Genomic DNA, 16,631 nt, shown 5'->3' on the forward strand with positions numbered 1-16,631 from the left:
CATGAGCAACCCTCTTCTCGCCAACACCGCCCTGCCGCCATTCGCGCAGATCCGCCCCGAGCACATCCAGCCGGCCATCTCCGCCTTGCTGGAGCAGGCCCAGCAGGCCCTCGCCACGGCCACCGCCGATGCCACGCCGGCCGACTACGACGCGCTGGAAGCCGTGCTGAGCGTAGCCACCGAGCGGCTCTCGCATGCCTGGGGCGCGGTGGGCCATCTCAACGCCGTGGCCAACACGCCCGAGCTGCGCGAGGCCTACAACGCCATGCTGCCGGCGGTGACCGAGTTCTATACCAGCCTGGGCGCCGACGAAAAGCTCTTTGCCAAATACAAGGCCATCCACGCCAATGCGGCCGGCCTGAACCCGGCGCGCCAGCGCGCGCTGACGCTGTGGATACGCGACTTCGTGCTGTCCGGCGCCGAGCTGCAGGGCGAGGCCAAGGCGCGCTTTGCCGCCATCCAGGAGCGCAGCGCCGAGCTGGGCCAGCAGTTCTCCGAGCATGTGATGGACGCCACCGATGGCTTCGCCTATTTCGCCACGGCCGATGAGCTGGAGGGCGTGCCGGCCGATGTGGTGGCGAACGCGCGCGCCGCGGCCCAGGCCGAGGGCAAGGACGGCCACAAGATCACCCTGCACTTCCCCTGCTACCTGCCGGTGATGCAGTACTGCAGCAACCGGGCGCTGCGCGAGACCATCTACCGCGCCTATGTCACGCGTGCCAGCGAACTCGGCGCCAAGCCCGAGCTGGACAACAGCGCGCTGATGCGGGAGCTGCTGGCGCTGCGCCAGGAAGAGGCGCAGCTGCTGGGCTACGCGAGCTTTGCCGATGCCTCGCTGGTGGCCAAGATGGCCGACTCGCCCGCCCAGGTGCTGGAGTTTCTGCGCGAGCTGGCCGCCAAGGCCAGGCCGTTTGCGCAGCAGGACCTGGCCGAGCTGCGCCAGTTCGCCATCGACCAGGGATGCGCCGACATGCAGGCCTGGGACCATGCCTATTACGGCGAGAAGCTGAAGGAGGCTCGCTACGCCTTCAGCGACCAGGAGGTGCGCCAATACCTCACCGCGCCGCGCGTGCTGCAGGGCCTGTTCGACATCATCGAGCGCGTCTTCAATGTGCGCATCGTCGAGGACAGCGCCGAGGTCTGGCACGAGAGCGTCAAGTTCTACCGCCTGGAGCGCGCGCAGCAGACCATCGGCCAGTTCTACCTGGACCTGTACGCGCGCCCGGGCAAGCGCCCCGGCGCCTGGATGGACGAGGTGCGCAGCCGCTGGGCCCGGCCCGAGGGCCGGCAACAGCTGCCGGTGGCCCAACTGGTGTGCAACTTCGCATCACCGTCTGGCCAGAACGGCAATGAAAGACCTGCGCTGCTCACGCATGACGATGTGACGACGCTGTTCCACGAGTCCGGCCATGGCCTGCACCACCTGCTCACCCAGGTCAACGAGCTGGGCGTGTCGGGCATCTCGGGCGTGGAATGGGATGCGGTGGAGCTGCCCAGCCAGTTCATGGAGAACTTCTGCTGGGAGTGGGAGGTGCTGCAGCAGCTCTCCGCCCATGTGGACAGCGGCGCGCCGCTGCCGCGCGCCCTGTTCGACAAGATGACGGCGGCCAAGAACTTCCAGTCCGGCCTGCAGACGCTGCGCCAGATCGAGTTCTCGCTGTTCGACATGCGCCTGCATGCCGAGGCCGGCAGCGAGGCCAGGATCCAGCAGCTGCTGGACGAGGTGCGCGCCGAGGTGGCGGTGAACCCGCCGCCCGCCTTCAACCGCTTCCAGCACAGCTTCTCGCACATCTTCGCGGGCGGCTACTCGGCGGGTTATTACAGCTACAAATGGGCCGAGGTGCTGAGCGCCGACGCCTGGAGCGCCTTCGAGGTGGAGGGCGTGTTCAACGCCGCCACCGGCGAGCGCTACCTGAAGAACGTGCTGGAGATGGGCGGCGCGCGCAGCGCGATGGAGAACTTCAAGGCCTTCCGCGGCCGCGAGCCGCAGATCGACGCCCTGCTGCGCCACCAGGGCATGGCTTAAGGCTTCTTGTCAAAGTCGCCGGCGGTGCTGATCACGAAGCCCTCGGGCTTCACCAGCCGGCGCCAGGCGGCGTTCACCTGCGCCAGCGTCGCCGCCTGCAGGCGCGTCTCCTCCTCCTGCTCGGCCAGCCAGCTGCGGCCGTCCTCGCCCAGCGCGTTCAGCTGGCCGGCCAGCTGGCCCTCGTTGGCGCGCGCCTGCAGCGCGGCCTGCAGCAGCGCCGTCTTGGCGCGTGCCAGCTCGGCGGCGCTGACGCCATCGCGCGTCATGCGCGCCAGCTCCTCGTGCACCAGCGCCAGCACGCGCTCGCGGTTCTGCGGCGCGAAGCTGCCGCTGATCACCAGCCCGCCCTCCTGGCCCCAGTAGCTGCTTTCAAGCGAGGCGCCCACGCCATAGCTGAGCCCCTCCTTCTGGCGCACCCGCTCCGACAAGCGGCTCTCGATGCCGCCGCCACCGAAGATGTGTACGGCCAGCAGCATGGGCAGGTAGTCGGCATCCTTCTGGTTCAACGCGAAGCGCTGATCCATGCGCAGGCTGGCATTCGCCTTGTCGCGCACGCTCACGTCGAAACGCGCCGCAGGGATCGCCACATGGCTGGAGAAATGGCGCACGAAGCGCGGCGCCTGCGGCTTCTTCCAGCCGCCGAAGAGGCGCTCCAGTGCCTCGTCCAGGCCCGCGGGCAGCGCGCCCACCACCGCCACCTGCGCCTCGTTGGCCGACCAGAACTCGGCGTGGAAGGCGCGCACCTCGTCCAGCGTGATGGCCTGCAGGCGCGCGAGCCGGTCCTCCACGCTGGGCAGGTAGTCGGCGTCGCCGAAGCCCACGCCGCGTGCCTGGTTGTAGTGCAGCCTGGTGGCCTCCTGGCGCTTGGTTTCCAGCTCCTCGCGCGAGCCGCGCAGCGCGGCCAGGCCGGCCTGCCGGATGCGCTCGAAGGCATCCGCGGGCAGGGCCGGATGCTGCAGCACATCGGCGGCCAGCTGCAGCGCCTCCAGCAAGGTGTCGCGCTCGGCGCTCAGGTAGAGCGTGGCGCCCTGCGCGCCGCCGACCACGCGCAGGCCCGCCTTCAGGCGCACCAACTCGTCGCGCAGCTTCTGCTTGTCCAGCGTCGCGCTGCCCTCGGTGAGCAGGTCATCCACCAGATCGCCGCCGCGCAGCGGCTTCATGGCCTGGCGCTCGCCCCAGCGCAGCTGCAGCTGCAGCAGCACGGTATTGCCGCGCGTGCGCTTGTTGAGAACCTGCAGGCGCATGCCGCTGGGCAGCTGGCGGCGCTCGGTGCGTGCCTCCAGCAGCGCCGGCGTGGGGTCGAAGCGCTCGCCCTCCTCGAGCTTGGGCGGGCCCTGCAGATGCGCCAGGCGCTCGTCCAGCGCCGGTGCGGCGGGGATCTCGACGCGCTCGACCTGCTTGGCCGGCAGATAGCGCCCCAGCGTGCGGTTGGCCGGGCGCAGATAGGCGCGGCGCACCCGCTCCACATCGTCCAGCGTGACGCGCGGCAGGTCCTCCATCAGCTGGAACAGCAGGCGCCAGTCGCCCGCGCCCAGCAGGGACGAGATCTGCTGGATCAGGGCCTCGGGCCGCTTCATCTGCTCGCGGTAGGAGAGCAGCGCCAGCTCGCGCACGCGCTGCAGCTCCGCCTCGTCGAAGGGCTTGCCGGCACGCCCCTCCAGCAGCTCCAGCAGGCGCTGCTCCACCTTGGCCGCATCGGCATCCGGCCCCAGCGCCACGAAGGCCCGCACCGCGCCCGGCCCCTGCCCGCCCATGCCGCCCAGGCCGGCGGCCAGCGCCAGCTTGCTTTCCACCAGCTCCTTGTAGAGCAGGCCGCTGGGTTGCAGCGACATCAGCATGCCCAGCACCATCAGCGGCGCCGAATCCGCATGCGCCGCGGCCGGCACGTGGTACTGCACCATCAGCATCGGCTGCCCGCCCACGCGGCGCACCACCACGCTGCGCTCGCCATCCTGGGCCGGCTCCACCGTGTAGGGCTCACGCAGCGGCGCGGCCGGGCGCGGCAAGGGCCCGTAGATGCCGGCGATGCGCTGCAGCACCGCCTCCGGCTCGAAGCGCCCGGCCACCAGCAGGGTGGCGTTGTCGGGCCGGTAATAGCGCCGGTAGAAGGCCTGCAGGTTCTCGATCGGCACGTTCTCGATATCGCTCTTCGGGCCGATGGTCGAGTGGCCATAGGCATGCCAGTCATAGGCCACCGCCTGCACGCGCTGGAACAGCACCTGGTTGGGGTTGTTCTCGCCGCGCTCGAACTCGTTGCGCACCACGCTCATCTCCTTGTCGAGATCGGCCTTGGCGATGAAAGCATTGAGCATGCGGTCGGCCTCCAGCCGCAGCATGAAGTCCAGCGTCGGCTCGCTGGCATTGAAGGACGCGAAGTAGTTGGTGCGGTCGGTGGTGGTGCTGCCGTTGAAGCGCACGCCGCGCGCGGCCAGCTCGCCGGCGATGTCCTGGTGCGCGGGCGTGCCCTTGAACACCATGTGCTCGAGCAGATGCGCCATGCCGTACTCGCCCTGCGATTCATGCCGGCTGCCGACCCGGTAGGTGATGTTGACGGTGGTGGTGCTCTGCGCCTCGTCGGGGAAGAGCAGGATCTGCAGCCCGTTGGGCAGGCGGTATTCCGAGATGCCGCCGAGCTCGCGCACGAACTCGGCGCGTGGTGGCGGCAGCAGCGGCGTGGCACTGCGCTTGGCGGGCTGTTTGGCCGTGCTGACGGCTGGCGCCGCCGGCTTGGCAGCCGCCCAGGCAGGCGGAACGGGCACCAGCAAGGCCAGGGCCAGACCGGCGGCCACCCAGGCCGCCGGCCCTGCGAACTTCAATGTCATTGGAAACAATCCTTGTTAATCAGAAACCACCCAGGCGCTGCTGGATCTGCTGCACGCGCTCGGCCGACCAGGCCGCGGCCTCGCTGCACTGGCCCTGGGCATCGCAGCGCGTGCCGTTGCGCGCCGCCTGCAGCAGCACCGGCCTGGGCTTGCGCGGCTTGCCGAGCGCCGGCGCCTTGCTGCTGTAGGGGGCGCTGGCCGCATCATCAATGGCAGGTTCTGGCTCGGCCGCCAGCGGCTCCACCGCCACCGCGCCGCTGCTCACATGCACGGCGGTGGCCAGGTCGCCGGCCACCTCGACGCTGAATTCCGTGCCGCGCACCGCCGTCACCGCGGTGGGCGTGCGCACGCGCCAGCTGCCGCCGGCGGCCGGCTTGACCTGCTGGCCGATCAGGCCCAGCTGCAGCAGCAGGGCGGCCTCGCGCGGCTGGCCCGGCCCCTGCACGAAGCGCTCGATGCGCAGCTGGCTGCGATCCGCCAGCACCAGGGTGGAACCATCGATGAAACGCAGCCGCACGCGCGCCTGCGGCCCGCTGCGCAGCTCGGCGCCGGGCTCCAGGCGTTCGCCGGCGCGCAGGCTGCGCGTGCCGGCCGCATCCTGCACCTGGACCTCACCCACCAGGGCCGCCACCTCGCACACCGGCTCGGCCAGGGCGGCCCCGCCCAGCAGGCTCAGGATCAACAACAAGCTGCGCATTTTTGCTCCTTGGCTGGACCGATGGCTTCAGTCTAAGCCCGCACAAGCGCGCCGCAGGCCGCAGAATCAGCTAACTGCTCGCGGAGATCCACCGATGCCCAGCTTCCGGAACGCAGCGCTGTTGCTGGCCCTCCTGCCACCCGGCGGCTGGGCGCAGGAATCCGTCACCCAGGCCCTGGACGGCTGCATTGCCGAGCAGCAGCGCGCCGCCAGCGTCAAGGGGGCCGCGCTCGGCGCCCTGGGCAAGCTGGGCTCGGCCCTGCTGTCGCGCCGCCAGGAGCCACGTGAAGAACGCCGCAGCGAAGGCCGCCAGCTGACGCTCAGCGTCGGCGGCGGTGCCAGCATGGGCCTGGCCAGCGCCTGGTTCAAGGCCGCCGGCGCCTGCTACGAACAGCATCCCGACTGGATCCCCGCCTCGCAGCTGCAGCGCGGCGCCGACTATGCGCGCGCCATCGCCGAGACCGGCTACCGGCCCGAGACGGGCCCGCTGCTGCTGCTGCGCGCGCTGGACATGCCGAGCCGCGTGCGCGCCGGCGAGAGCCTGGAAATCCGCAGCGCCTTCGTGCTGCTGACCCCGCAGGGCGACGAGGCCGAAGTGCTGATCGAACGCCGGCTGTTCGCGATCGCCGACGGCAAGGAGCAGGCGCTGGCCTTCACCGGCCATGCGCGCGAGACCCGCGTGCTGGCGCCCGGCGAAAGCCTGGACCTGGCGCGCCTGCCCATCCCCAAGGAGGTGCCGGTGGGCGTGGCCTACCGCTACGAGTTCAGCGTCGCCGCCGCCGGCCTGCCGGCGCGCATGCTGAGCGCCACGGTGCAGGTCGAATAGGGCCTGTTAACACTACGTTTGCCCGATGCGTTGCCACCAGAAAAGCCGTGAACTAGGCGCAAACCGAAGCCGGGGTCACTCCCCCGGCGAGGCTTTGCAACGACGTGCACGGCTTTTCTGGTGGCAACCCGAAGGGAACGGGGCTGGCAGGGCCCATCTCGTCGTTGAACTCCTTGCCCAGGCAGAAAGCCTGGGCTGCGTCGTCCGCCTAGACCTGGGCCCTGCCGGCCCCGTTCGCACGGGCAAACGTAGTATTAACAGGCCCTAGCGATGCGGCGCCGCCAGTTCACCGGCACCACGCTAACCCTGCTGCTGGGCGGCTGCGCCAGCCCGCAGATGCCTGGCTACCAGAGCGGCTACCAGGGCTACCAGGTGCCGGAGCCGCTCATCGAGCGCATCCGGCTCAAGCTGCGCGAGCATGGCCTGGCCGAGGCCGGCGTGGCGCGCGACAACGTCGGCCGCGTGCAGTTGCTGGGGCGCTACCGCGATGAAGACGAGGTGGAGCGCGCCTTCCTGGTCGTGCAATCCATCGTCGGCCTGAAGTCCTGCTCGCCGCGCTATCCGGCCGAGGTGCAGCAGCGGCATTGGGAGCGCGCGGCCGGCGAGGCGATCGCCGAGCATGCGCGCCGGCTGGCGGCGGCGCGGCGCCAGGCCCAGCCGGCCGGCAGCCGCAAGCTGGCCCTGGTGGTGGGCATCAACGAGTTCATGGACAGCGCCCACCTGCGCCCCATCCAGGGCGAGGACGATGCGCGCCTGGTGGCCACCCAGCTGGGGCGCGCCGGCTACGAGGTCAGCGCCCTGCTGGGCGCGCAGGCCAACAAGGCCGCCATCGAGGCCGCGCTGCTGCGCATGGGCGAGCGACTCGGGCCGGCCGACAGCCTGTTCCTCTACATCTCCAGCCATGGCAACCCGCCCCTGCCCTCGCCCAAGGGGCCGGGCCAGCACCGCATGTCGATCGCCGCCTACGATTCCGGCGACGTCGGCGGCACCCCCAGCCGCGATGCCACCGAGTACCTGCTCAGGCTGCAGGCCAGCTCGGTGCACGACCGGCTGGTGCAGCAGCTGGCGCGCCAGCCCAGCCGCGTCACCCGCGTGCTGGTGGACACCTGCTACAGCGGCGACATGCTGACCGACATGGACGCCGACAGCCGCGGCCAGATGCTGCGCGCCAACGGCGGCCGCGTCGATGTGGAGAGCGTCTCGCTGGCGGCCTGGAGCGCCGATGCCCCCGCGGGCGGCTATGCATTCATCACCGCCACCAGCGAGGGCCAGGAAAGCCTGGGGCCACCGGTGCGGCCGGGGCAATTCAGCAGCCCGCTGGATCCGCAGCGGGCGCTGCGCGGCAGCTTCTTCACCCAGGCCTTCTTCGACTACCTGGCGCATTTCCAGGGCCAGGTCCAGCCCGCTTTCGAGGCCGCCCAGCGCTTCACCGCGGCCCAGGCCCTGGCCGTCAGCGCGGGCCGGCGGCAACAGCAGCCGCGCCTGTTCAGCACCCTGGCCGCGGACGCGAACAACCTCTACCGCTGAAGCGCCGCCACCACCGCTGCCGCCACCGCCGCCTCCACCCAGCGCTCGGCTTCGGCCGCCGGCAGCGCCTTGGCAAACAGCCAGCCCTGCCCCACCTGCACGCCCAGCTGCTGCAGCAGCGCCGCCTGCGCCTCGTCTTCCACACCCTCGGCCAGGGTCTGCTTGCCCAGCGCCAGCGCCAGGCCGACGATGGTGCGCACGATCTCCTGCGCCTCGCGCCCGGCCGCCAGCCGGATCACGAAGCTGCGGTCCACCTTGAGCGTGTCGAAGGGGAAGCGGTGCAGATAGGCCAGCGATGAATAGCCGGTACCGAAGTCGTCGATCGAGAGCTTGAAGCCCAGGCCGGCCAGCTCCTGCAGCAGCTCGGCGCTACGCTGCGGATGGGCCATCGCCATGCTCTCGGTGACCTCCAGCTTGAGCTGCCGCACCGGCACCTCGCCCAGCGCCGCCAGGGTGGCACGCGCGTCCGCCATCAGCTCCAGATCGCGCGCCAGCTGCACACCGGAGAGGTTCACCGCGATCTCGCCGCGAAAGCCCAGCGCATGCCAGCGGCGCAGCTGGGCGGCCGCCTCCAGCAGGGTCCAGCGGCCGATCGCGGCGATCTGGCCGCTCTCCTCGGCCACCGGGATGAAGTCGCCCGGCATCACCAGGCCCTTGCTCGGGTGGCGCCAGCGTATCAAGGCCTCGAAGCCCAGCAGGCTGCGATCGGCCAGGCGCACAAAGGGCTGGTAATGCAGCTGGAACTGGTCGCCCGCGGCCAGCGCCAGGTCGATCTGCTCGCGCATCCAGCGGCGCGACTGCTCGACCAGCTGCTCGGCCGGGTCGAAGCTGTGGGCATGCCCCGGCCCGGCCGCCTTGGCATGCGCCAGCGCGCCCTCGGCGGCGGCCAGCAGCTCGTCGGCCTGCTGCGGCCCCTGGCTGGCATGGGCCCAGCCGACACAGGCGCTCAGGCGCAAGACCTGACCCTCCGCGAGGCGCAGGCCCGACTCCAGGCAGGCCAGCGCCTGGGCCGGCAGGCGCTCGTTGGGGCCGCAGGCCAGCGCCAGGCCGAACTCGTCGCCGCCCAGGCGCGCCAGCAGGCCCTGCTCGCCGATCAGCGCGCGCAGCCGCGCCGCCGTTTCGCGCAGCGCCGCATCGCCGGCCAGCGTGCCATGTTCCTCGTTGAAGGCGCGGAACTCATCCAGGCCCAGCAGCAGCAGGCCGGTGCCAGGCTGCTGCGCCAGCAGCTGCTGCAGCTGCTCGCGGAACAGCGCGCGGTTGGCCAGGCCGGTGAGGCGGTCGTGCAGCGCGTCGAAGCTGATCTGCTGCTGCAGGCGGCGCGCCTCGCTGATGTCGGTGAGCGAGCCCGCCATGCGCGCCACCCGGCCCTGCGCCTGGCCGCCCTCCCGGGTGGCGACGCCGCGCGCCAGCAGCCAGCGCTCCAGCCCGCCCTGGCTGAAGTGCAGCACATGGTGGAACTGCAGGCTGCGCCCCTGCAGATGCGCCTGCAGCTCGGCCTCGAACGCGCGCCGCCCGGCCTCGTCCAGCGGCAGGGTCCAGGCGGCCATGGCGTGGCCGGCCTGGGCCTCGTCCAGCCCCATCAGCGCCAGCCAGCGCGCCGAGTAATAGACCCGCTGGCTGCGCAGATCCCAGTCCCACAGCCCGTCGTTGGCGCCCTGCGCCGCCAGCGCATAGCGCTGCTCGCTGGCCTGCAGGGCCTGCAGCGCCGCACGCTTGCGCGCCAGCTCGACGCCGGCGCGCAGGCTGATGGCGCCCAGGCAGGCCGCCCCCAGGGCCAGGGCCGGAAAGGCGAGCGAGAAGATGCGCTGCTGCTGCGCGAACTGCGCCTGCGCCAGCGCCAGCAGGGCCAGCGCCAGCAGCAGCAGGGCCGGCAGCGCGCGCCGCGGCGGCCACCAAGCCAGCAGACCCACCGCCAGGCCCGGCAGGCATAGCATCGCGGCCAGCTCGGCCGCGCCGGCCCAGCGCGGGCGCTGCAGGGCGCGGCCGCTGAGCATGTTGTCCACCACGGTGGCCAGGCGCTCCACGCCCGGCAGGCCGGCGTCGAAGGGGCTGGGGAAATGGTCGCCCGCGCCCAGCGCCGACACCCCCAGGATGGCGATGCGGCCGGCCAGGCGCGCCGGCGCCACCCGGCCGTCCATCAGCTCGATGAAGCTGACGCGCTCGAACTGGCCGGCCGGGCCGTAGTAGTTGACCCACAGGCGCGAAAGCTCGTCCAGCGGCACGCGCAGCGGCCCCGCCTCGACAGCCTCGCCAAAGCGCACCCCGGCCGCGCGCCAGTCCAGCCCGCGCGCCTGCACCGCCAGGCGCAGGGCCAGCGAGGGATAGACCTCGCCGCCCAGGCTGAGCGCCGGGAAATCCCAGCGCAGGCTGCCATCGCTGCTGCGGGGCGCGCTCACATGGCCCAGGGCCGCGGCCGCCTCGGCCAGCGCCGGCAGCGGCGCCAGCAGCTGCGCGGGCTGGTAGCCATGCCGGGCCAGGCGCTGCTCGGCCGCGGGTTCGCTGTAATGCATGAAGGCCTGGGCCAGCAGCTTGGGGCTGGGCGCCGCATCGGCGCCCTGGCCGGGCTGGTCCGGCAGGGCGAAGGGAATCAGCACCCGGCCGGCGGCGCGCATCGCCGCTGCCAGCCGCGCGTCGTCGGCCGCGTGCTCGCCCTTGGAGGCCTCCAGCAGGAGGATGTCGAGCGCGATCGCGCGCGCGCCGGCGGCATGCAGGCGCGTCACCGCCGCGGCCAGCGCGGCACGGTCGGGCAGCGCGCCGCCCAGGCGCTGCAGGCTGGCGTCATCGACGCTCACCAGCACGATGGGCTGCGCCGCGTCGGGCGCCAGCGGCCCGCGCCACAGGGTCTGCGCGTCCAGGCTCCACTGATCCAGGCGCTCCAGCATGGAGACCTCGGCGCGCTGGCTCCACAGCCAGATGGCGCCGGCACTGGCCAGCAGCCAGATCAGCGCAAAGCCCCCCAGCGTGCGACGCGTCATGGCTTTATCCCTCACGTTGCAAAGCGGCCCGGCCAGTAGAACGGATGCGCCGCCGCGGCGCCAGCGCGTTGACCCTCGAAGCAACACCTGGCCCCGCCGGCGCCCGTCAGCCTATAGCATGCTTGCTCAGGCAAGCTAGTACCCAGTTGACCTCAGCATGCACCAGCCCAAGCCCCCCGCCATCGACGACCCTGGCACGGCCGAGTTCTACTTCGGCCCGCACAGCGAGCGTTTCCTGCGCATCTTTCTGCGCCTGGTGCTGGCCGCGATGATCGCGCTGGGCCTGCACACGCTCTGGGTGCAGCCGGCCGGCAGCCAGTGGCGCGCCTGGGACAACCTGGCGATCGCCCTGCTGGTGGGCGTGACGCTGCGCCTGATCGCGCGGCAGCGCATGCGCGCCGCGGTGATGGCCCTGCTGTGGGGCATCTGGGCGGTGCTGATGACGGGCGCGCTGCTGCACCCGGGTCTCGGCTACAGCGGCCTCTACGCCTGCCCGCTGCTGCTGATGCTGGCCGGCTGGATGCTGGGCAAGCGCCAGGCCTGGGCCATGGCCGCGCTGAGCATCCTGGCCTTCACCATGCTGGCGGCGATGGAGCCGGCCGCCGCCAAGGCCGGGCGCGAAAGCGCCTGGGTCGGCGCGGTGAGCCTGAGCGCCGTGGTGGCGCTGGGCGCGGCGATCGCCGCCGGCCTGGCCGACAGCAAGAAGCGCCAGTACCTGCAGGTGCTGGACCTGAGCCGCAATCTCGAGCAGCGCGTGGCCAAGCGCACCCAGCACCTGGAGGAGGCGCTGGACCAGCTGCGCCGCACCCAGGACGAGCTGGTGGAGGCCAAGAAGCTCAGCTCGCTGGGCTCGCTGGTGGCGGGGGTTTCGCATGAGCTGAACACGCCGATCGGCAATGCCATGATCGCGGCCTCGGCGCTGCACGACCGCCTGCAGGCCCTGGCCAAGGCCGCCGCGGGCCGCAGCATGTCGCGCAGCGCGATGAACGAGTTCATCCAGGTGGGCCTGGAGCTGAGCGAGCTGGTGCTGCATTCGACCCGGCGCGCCAGCGAGCTGATCGCCAGCTTCAAGCAGGTGGCGATCGACGGCACCAGCGAGGCGCGCCGCAGTTTCGATCTGGGCGTGGCGCTCGGTGACCTGGTGCGCGCCTTCGGGCCGATGCTGAAGACGCAGGCCTGGCGCATCGAGCTGGACGTGCCCGCCGGCCTGCTATGCGACAGCTATCCCGGCCCGCTGGAGCAGGTCGTCACCAACCTGATCCAGAACGCCGAGCGCCATGCCTTCGCGGGCCGCGACGGCGGCCTGCTGCGCATCAGCGCCGAGGCCCAGGGCGAGCGCGTCTGCATCAGCGTCAGCGACGATGGCGCGGGCATGAGCGCCGAGACCGCCGCGCGCGTGTTCGAGCCCTTCTTCACGACCCAGTTCGGCAAGGGCGGCTCGGGCCTGGGCCTGTCGATCTGCCGCAACATCGTCACCGGCCTGCTGGGCGGCAGCCTGACGGTGAGCAGCCAGCTCGGCCAGGGTAGCCGCTTTCGCATCGAGATGCCGCGCAAGGCGCCGCTGCGGCCCTGAGGCCGAACCTCCTGTCCTTTCGTCAGCGCTGAGCGGCCTGCGCCATCACGAAATCGGCGATCGACTGGGTGTCCATCAGATCCAGCCGCCGGACGCCTGCCGCCGCCGATGGGGCATCGCAGGCGATGGCCACGATGCCAGGCCAGTCTGGCCAGAGGCTGCGTACTCCGAGGCCAGAGCGCCATACCTCCAGCTTCGGGAATGCGCCACTCTTGAAGCCTTCGATCAGCACCAGATCGCAGGCCTGCAAACGGTCCAGCAAGTAGTCCAGCTCGGGCTCGGCCTGAGCGCGCAATTCGTGCATCAGCGCCCACCGCTCCTTGCCCAGCAAAAGCACCTCCGTGCAGCCGGCTTCGCGCAGGCGAAAGGAGTCCTTGCCGGGGTGGTCGATCTCGATGTTCTTGTGGCTGTGCTTGATGAGCGAGACGCTCAGCCCGCGCGAGCGGATCTCTGGGATCAAACGTTCCAGCAAGGTGGTCTTGCCCATGCCGGAGTGACCGGCGATGCCGAAAATCCTCATGCCCCCGCCCTTTCTCGCGATGTGCCGTGCAGGCTGCCGGGCAGCCGCATGGACGCAGTGTCCACCGGACTGGTGCCTGCCGCGCCGGCCGGGCGCTGCCCGCTTGGTAGCTGCGCCACGCATGCCCGACCGGTGCACTCGGTCATTGCCGATCGCCCGAATTTCGTTTGATCCACGGCAATCGCCGATTTCCCGCGAGGAGGACAGTCAGCGGTAGACAACGTGCAGAGCCCCTACAGGAGTGCGTTATGAGGCTGACGAGAAGAACCTTCATCATGGCCACAGGCGTTTCCGCCGGCTGTCTGGCCACCGGCTGTGCATCCGTTTCCGCACCTGCCGCCGCCCCTCTCACCAGCGCATTCATTCCGCGCCAGGCCAGGCCATCCCGCCCCGCCCAAGGGCAATGGGTAGCCAGTACCTGCCAGGGCTGCACGCAGTGGTGCGCGATCCAGATCCTGGTGCAGGATGGACGCGCCACGCGGGTGCGCGGCAACCCGCTCTCCAAGACCAACCACGGCTACGTCTGCCCGCGCGGGCATCTGATCCCGCAACAGATGTACGACCCCGACCGCATCAAGGTGCCGATGAAGCGCACCAACCCGGTCAAGGGGCGTGGCATCGATCCGAAGTTCGTGCCCATCAGCTGGGACGAGGCGCTGGACACCTTGGCCGAGAAGATGATGGCGCTGCGCAAGTCCGGTGAAACGCACAAGCTGGTGTACATGCGCGGGCGCTATTCACCCACCTCCACCGAATTGCTCTACGGCACCTTGCCCAAGGTGTTTGGCACCGGCAACTACTTCTCGCACAGCGCCATCTGCGCCGAGGCCGAGAAGATGGGGCCGGGCCTGACGCAGGGCTTCTTCGGTTACCGCGACTATGACCTTGAGAAGACCAACTGCCTGGTGTGCTGGGGCACCGATCCGCTCGCGTCCAACCGCATGGTGCCAAACACCATGAATCGCTTCCCGGACATCGTGAAGCGAGGCACGGTGATTGCGGTGGATCCGCGCCTGTCCAACGTGGCCGCGAAAGCGCACGAATGGCTGCCCATCAGCCCCGGCACGGATGGTGCGCTGGCGGGTGCGATCGCCCATGTGCTGCTGACCGAAGGGTTGTGGAACCGCGAGTTCGTGGGCGACTTCAAGGATGGCAAGAACCTGTTCGTGGCTGGGCAGATCGTCGACGAGGCCGCGTTCGCCGAGAAGGAGAGCTACGGCCTGGTGAAGTGGTGGAATCTTGAACTGCGCAACCAGACGCCGGCCTGGGGCGAGCAGGTGTCGTTGATACCGGCGGCGCAGATCCAGCGCGTGGCGCGCGCCATGGGCAAGGCCGCCCCCAGAGTGGTCGTGTGGATGGGCCCCGGCGTGGCCATGTCGCCGCGCGGAACCTATGCAGCCATGGCGGTGTATGCACTCAACGGCCTGCTGGGTTCGATCGACGTGGAGGGGGGCGTGTGGCAAAGCCCCAGCGGCCCACCGCTGGCGCCCTTCCCCAAGGCCGATGCCTATGTCGACGAGATCGCCAAGGCCGGCAGCAAGGGCAAGAAGCTGGACGGCCGCGGTGCCAAGGACATGCCGGCGATGATGAACGCCAAGCCCGGCAGCGGTGTCGTCACCAACAACGTTGCCAACGGCATGTTGAAGGATCCCGGTGCGGTCAAGGTCTTCATCTCCACATGGTCGAACTTCGCCTTCTCCGCCACCGGTGCACAGCGCTGGGAAAAGGCGTTGGCAGCGGTGCCGTTCTTCGTGCACATGGTGCCGAGCGCGTCCGAGATGACCCAGTTCGCCGACATCGTGCTGCCCTCGACCTTCAACTCCGCCGAGGGCTGGTCCATCGTGACCAATATGGGCAATGGCCATGCCTATGCCTCGATACAGCAGGGCGCCATCAAGCGCCTATGGGACGTCAAGCAGGAGGAAACCGAGGTGATGTGGCTGCTGGCCGAGAAGCTCAAGGCCAAGGGTTTCGCCAACCTCTTCGACTACTACGCCAAGGAATTCAAGGATCCGGAAACCGGCAAGGCACCGACCACGGCGCTCGAGTTCTCGGAGATTGCCGCCAAGATGACGAGCGCGCCCATCTGGGCCGCGAAGGAGCCACTCAAGGGCGACGCGCCCATTCTTGGCTGGGCCGACTTCAAGAAGAAGGGCATGTTCAGCGGGCCACGCTACACGCTCAAGAAGGGCTGGGGCGGCAAGTTCGCAACCGAGACCAAGAAGTTCGAGTTCTACAGCGAGACCTTGAAGAAGGGTTTGGCCGAGCACGCCAAGAAGTACGAGACCAGCATCGATGACATCCTCGGCGTCAGCGGCTATGTGGCGCGCGGCGAACTGGCCTTCGTGCCGCACTACGAGCCGGTCAAGCGCCATGGCTCGGTGCAGGATTTCCCGCTGACCTTCATCGACTACAAGTCGCGCCTGAACCGCGAAGGCCGCTCGGCCAACGTGCCCTGGTATCAGGAGTTCAAGAAGGTGGACCCGGGCGACGTGTCCTGGAGCGATGTGGTCAAGATGAACCCCAAGGATGGTGCCAAGCTGGGCTTGAAGAGCGGCGACACCGTCACGATCACCTCGATGGCAGGCACCATTTCCTGCCAACTCAAACTCTGGGAGGGCGTGCGCCCCGGCACCGTGGCCAAGTGCTACGGCCAGGGCCATTGGGCCTATGGCCGGGTGGCGGCGCAGGACTTTGGCAAGGCGACGCCGCGTGGCGGCAACAACAACGAGATCCTGGTCGATGACTACGACCGGCTGAGCGGCGCCACCGCCCGCAACGGCGGCTTCACCGGCGTGCGGATCCAGAAGGCCTGAGCCCCGAGCGACGGAACACGGAGAACATCATGACAAGACTTGGAATGGTCATCGACCTCTCTAAATGCAACGGCTGTGGCGCTTGTGCATTCGCCTGCAAGGCCGAAAACAACACCCGCGACCGAGCGGACGGGCAGAGCTTCAACTGGGCAGACTTCCTGATGAAGACCGAGGGGACGTTCCCGAACACCAGGCACTCGGTGATTCCGGTGTTGTGCAACCACTGCAGCGATGCGCCCTGCATCAAGGTCTGCCCCGGCAACCCCAAGAAGGCAGGCCCGGGCAAGCCCTACAAGGCGCTTTACAAGACACCCGAAGGCATCACCCTGCACAACCCCGAGTTGTGCGTGGGCTGCGGCGACTGCCAGCGCAAGTGCCCCTACAGCCATGACCGACTCGACGACTCCAGCCTCGAAGGCGCGAGTTACAGCGTCATCAGCCTGAACCCCATGGACGAGGATGCGCAACCGCGCTGGTCCGACAAGAGCGCAGCGATTCCCGGATGTACAGCCTCGGGCGCAGAGGTCGCGGCATTGGCCGGTGCCACGCCGCCGATGCTCAACAAGTGGCAGGGCGGCGAGTTGCAGCCGGTGCGTTCCGATGACGTGATCGAGAAGTGCACCTTCTGCTATCACCGCGTTCTGAACGGCCTGCAGCCTGCCTGCGTGGATGCCTGCCCGGCGCGGGCGCGTATCTTCGGTGACCAGGATGATCCCAACAGCCAGATTTCCCAGCTCCTGAAACAGGAGAAGTCCTTCCGGCTGCAAGAGGAAAAGGGCACCAAGCCCAATGTTCACTACATTGGCAAGTACAGCCCGCGCGGCTGAATCGGCACCGAAGCGGAGGGAG

10 protein-coding genes are annotated in these 16,631 nt (G+C 69.7%); 6 read left to right on the top strand and 4 right to left on the bottom strand.

What is annotated here, in order from left to right; translation table 11 throughout:
* Position 1 precedes the first annotated feature (1 nt).
* Positions 2-2,026 carry a M3 family metallopeptidase gene (locus PFX98_RS24395; RefSeq protein WP_285233059.1) on the top strand — a complete coding sequence of 675 codons (2,025 nt, stop codon included), beginning with the start codon at positions 2-4 and terminating at the stop codon, positions 2,024-2,026.
* Here the strand turns inward: PFX98_RS24395 and PFX98_RS24400 are convergent.
* Both PFX98_RS24400 and PFX98_RS24405 read right to left on the bottom strand, forming a co-directional pair.
* Complete coding sequence (locus PFX98_RS24400) at positions 2,023-4,848, bottom strand: M16 family metallopeptidase (RefSeq protein WP_285233060.1); 2,826 nt, start codon at positions 4,846-4,848, stop codon at positions 2,023-2,025. The genes PFX98_RS24395 and PFX98_RS24400 overlap by 4 nt on opposite strands.
* A 19-nt stretch (positions 4,849-4,867) precedes the next feature.
* Complete coding sequence (locus PFX98_RS24405) at positions 4,868-5,545, bottom strand: FecR family protein (RefSeq protein WP_285233061.1); 678 nt, start codon at positions 5,543-5,545, stop codon at positions 4,868-4,870.
* Positions 5,546-5,639: 94 nt separating this feature from the next.
* Here PFX98_RS24405 and PFX98_RS24410 point away from each other — a divergent pair, with 94 nt between their 5' ends.
* Positions 5,640-6,371, top strand: coding sequence for a hypothetical protein (locus PFX98_RS24410; RefSeq protein ID WP_285233062.1), 732 nt, complete (start codon positions 5,640-5,642; stop codon positions 6,369-6,371).
* Between the two features lie 270 nt (positions 6,372-6,641).
* Positions 6,642-7,898: a caspase family protein gene (locus PFX98_RS24415; protein ID WP_285233063.1), complete on the top strand. Its 1,257-nt coding sequence runs from the start codon at positions 6,642-6,644 to the stop codon at positions 7,896-7,898.
* Here the strand turns inward: PFX98_RS24415 and PFX98_RS24420 are convergent.
* The gene (locus tag PFX98_RS24420) at positions 7,889-10,873 is read right to left on the bottom strand and encodes an EAL domain-containing protein (RefSeq protein WP_285233064.1); all 2,985 of its coding nucleotides are present in this window, start codon (positions 10,871-10,873) and stop codon (positions 7,889-7,891) included. The two genes, PFX98_RS24415 and PFX98_RS24420, sit on opposite strands and share 10 nt — an antisense overlap.
* A 157-nt stretch (positions 10,874-11,030) precedes the next feature.
* On the opposite strand from PFX98_RS24420, the gene PFX98_RS24425 reads away from it, so the two are divergent.
* Entirely contained in the window at positions 11,031-12,446 is a 1,416-nt protein-coding gene (locus tag PFX98_RS24425) for a sensor histidine kinase (RefSeq protein ID WP_285233065.1), read from the top strand.
* Positions 12,447-12,468: 22 nt separating this feature from the next.
* Here PFX98_RS24425 and mobB read toward each other — a convergent pair whose 3' ends face one another.
* Positions 12,469-12,966, bottom strand: coding sequence for a molybdopterin-guanine dinucleotide biosynthesis protein B (mobB, locus tag PFX98_RS24430; protein ID WP_285233066.1), 498 nt, complete (start codon positions 12,964-12,966; stop codon positions 12,469-12,471).
* Positions 12,967-13,241: 275 nt separating this feature from the next.
* Between mobB and PFX98_RS24435 the strand changes: the two genes are divergently transcribed.
* Both PFX98_RS24435 and PFX98_RS24440 read left to right on the top strand, forming a co-directional pair.
* A complete protein-coding gene (locus PFX98_RS24435) occupies positions 13,242-15,782 on the top strand; it encodes a molybdopterin-dependent oxidoreductase (protein WP_285233067.1) in 2,541 nt (846 codons plus the stop codon).
* A gap of 29 nt (positions 15,783-15,811) precedes the next feature.
* A complete protein-coding gene (locus PFX98_RS24440) occupies positions 15,812-16,609 on the top strand; it encodes a 4Fe-4S dicluster domain-containing protein (protein WP_285233068.1) in 798 nt (265 codons plus the stop codon).
* Positions 16,610-16,631: the final 22 nt, after the last annotated feature.

The sequence above is a fragment of the Paucibacter sediminis genome (genome assembly GCF_030254645.1).
GTDB lineage: Bacteria > Pseudomonadota > Gammaproteobacteria > Burkholderiales > Burkholderiaceae_C > Paucibacter_B > Paucibacter_B sediminis.

What these genes read in the sequence shown, in the direction of transcription:
- mobB (WP_285233066.1), bottom strand. Translation starts at nt 12,966, where the DNA reads ATGAGGATTTTCGGCATCGCCGGTCACTCCGGCATGGGCAAGACCACC.
- PFX98_RS24405 (WP_285233061.1), bottom strand. Translation starts at nt 5,545, where the DNA reads ATGCGCAGCTTGTTGTTGATCCTGAGCCTGCTGGGCGGGGCCGCCCTG.
- PFX98_RS24410 (WP_285233062.1), top strand. Translation starts at nt 5,640, where the DNA reads ATGCCCAGCTTCCGGAACGCAGCGCTGTTGCTGGCCCTCCTGCCACCC.
- PFX98_RS24435 (WP_285233067.1), top strand. Translation starts at nt 13,242, where the DNA reads ATGGCCACAGGCGTTTCCGCCGGCTGTCTGGCCACCGGCTGTGCATCC.
- PFX98_RS24415 (WP_285233063.1), top strand. Translation starts at nt 6,642, where the DNA reads ATGCGGCGCCGCCAGTTCACCGGCACCACGCTAACCCTGCTGCTGGGC.
- PFX98_RS24440 (WP_285233068.1), top strand. Translation starts at nt 15,812, where the DNA reads ATGACAAGACTTGGAATGGTCATCGACCTCTCTAAATGCAACGGCTGT.
- PFX98_RS24400 (WP_285233060.1), bottom strand. Translation starts at nt 4,848, where the DNA reads ATGACATTGAAGTTCGCAGGGCCGGCGGCCTGGGTGGCCGCCGGTCTG.
- PFX98_RS24420 (WP_285233064.1), bottom strand. Translation starts at nt 10,873, where the DNA reads ATGACGCGTCGCACGCTGGGGGGCTTTGCGCTGATCTGGCTGCTGGCC.
- PFX98_RS24395 (WP_285233059.1), top strand. Translation starts at nt 2, where the DNA reads ATGAGCAACCCTCTTCTCGCCAACACCGCCCTGCCGCCATTCGCGCAG.
- PFX98_RS24425 (WP_285233065.1), top strand. Translation starts at nt 11,031, where the DNA reads ATGCACCAGCCCAAGCCCCCCGCCATCGACGACCCTGGCACGGCCGAG.